Annotated in this window: 2 protein-coding genes; both read right to left on the bottom strand. The window is 45.0% G+C overall.

The genetic code is table 11. The features are described 5' to 3' along the window. On the bottom strand, positions 1-1,186 hold a 1,186-nt coding region (locus R8N28_RS24470), incomplete at its 3' end, for a lytic transglycosylase F (protein WP_318183578.1). A 134-nt stretch (positions 1,187-1,320) separates the two neighbouring features. Further along, on the bottom strand, positions 1,321-1,532 hold a 212-nt coding region (gene bamD, locus R8N28_RS24465), incomplete at its 5' end, for an outer membrane protein assembly factor BamD (protein ID WP_318183577.1).

Below are 1,532 nucleotides of genomic sequence, written 5' to 3'. Positions count from 1 at the left end.
CCGCCAAGGTAAAGTAAATTTTGTTCTCAGCCGTTATGGCCTTATCGCCAAAGTACTGCCGACGTAAAAACGCTAGGTATTTCACTCCTGCGTGGATGTTGTTTTCGAGTTGTCGAACATTTTTGATGTTGATGTTTGGATCGCGCGCTGTGCTCGGTAAGACTTGCATTATGCCCACTGCGCCTCTTGTGCCGACTAAGTTGTTATTAAATCCGGACTCTTTATACGCAACCGCCGCAATCAGCAAATAATCCAAGTCATATTTCTCCCCGTAGCGCGAAAACAGCGCCGACAGTTTTTCTAGCTGGGCAATTTTCTTAGGGTTAAGTGCCTTATTGAGCCAATTGGTATTGTCGATGTATTTGCTATATATGACGTTTCCAAGGAGTGTGCCTGAGCGAGATTTTTGGATGAATTTGTTCACCACTGCTTTGAGTTGAGGACTGTTTTGTCGCATTACCCAAGCGATGTTGCCGTTTTTGCGAAGAGGGACTTTCTTATGCGCTTTGATGTCATCCATCGCATTGAGCCAAAGTTTGGCTTTGTGGCTATCTAAAACAATGGCTTTGATATAGCCATTGTTGAGCATGCCGACGAGTTCGTAGTCTTGCAGAGTCTCTTCGATGAAGTGCACGATAATCGGCGGTAAGCCTTTCTTGTTCAGTGTTTTGTTGACGGCTTGAATGCTTTCAAAGTAGCTGGAACTGGCACGTACCCAAATCTCCTTACCGCTCAACTGCTCAAGTTTAGTGATGGTTGGAGTATTTTTGTTGGTGATCACCCACTCTTCGATGCCGGATAAGATTGGGGTACTGAAGTCGACTTTTTGTTTTCGGGCATCGGTGATCGTCAAGTTTGCCACCACTAAATCACCAGAGCCGTTTTCGAGAGAAGGGAGCAATTGGTCTCGCGCTAGAGGGATGATTTGTACGTTCAGTTTGGGTTTGATTTTGCGTAAATCTTTTTCAAAGTGAGCCAGCAGCTCTGCGCCAATCCCTTTTGGTGTTCCTCCTTCGATATAGTAGAAGCCTAAATCGGCAGAGACTAAAACGCGCAATACGTTTTTCTCCTTGATGACATCTAAGTCACCCGTGTACGGAGGCTGTTTTAATGGTGAGATTTCCAAAGCGTAAACGGACGCCGACAACAGAAAGAACAGCATTGCCCAAAACTTAGATATGGTCACGTTCACGTCCAGTTAAATGGTGGAGTAGAACTCTAAGCATAAGTTGCGCTCAAAAAATCATCAAGATTGTTCAAAGAGAAGGAATTGGTGGTAGAAAACAAAACCGCCACAGTTTGAGCTGTGGCGGTAGGCGTTTATTTGACAGGATTTAGCTTAATGAGCGCTTCTGTTCTTGCAACGGCATCTTCTAGTTGCAGCTGCTTGTAGGCTTCCAGCTGAATTTCTAACGATTTGCGAGCTGCTTCTGTATCAGGGAATGATTTTTGAAGCTCTTGGCTACGGTTAATGGCAGCGATCCATGCTTCACGGCGAAGGTAAAAATCAGCGGTAGCTAAATCGTAATTCG

The sequence above is a fragment of the Vibrio sp. Vb1554 genome (assembly GCF_033344235.1).
The sequence above is the reverse complement of the archived record's forward strand: the minus strand, read 5'-3'. Positions and strand labels throughout refer to the sequence as shown.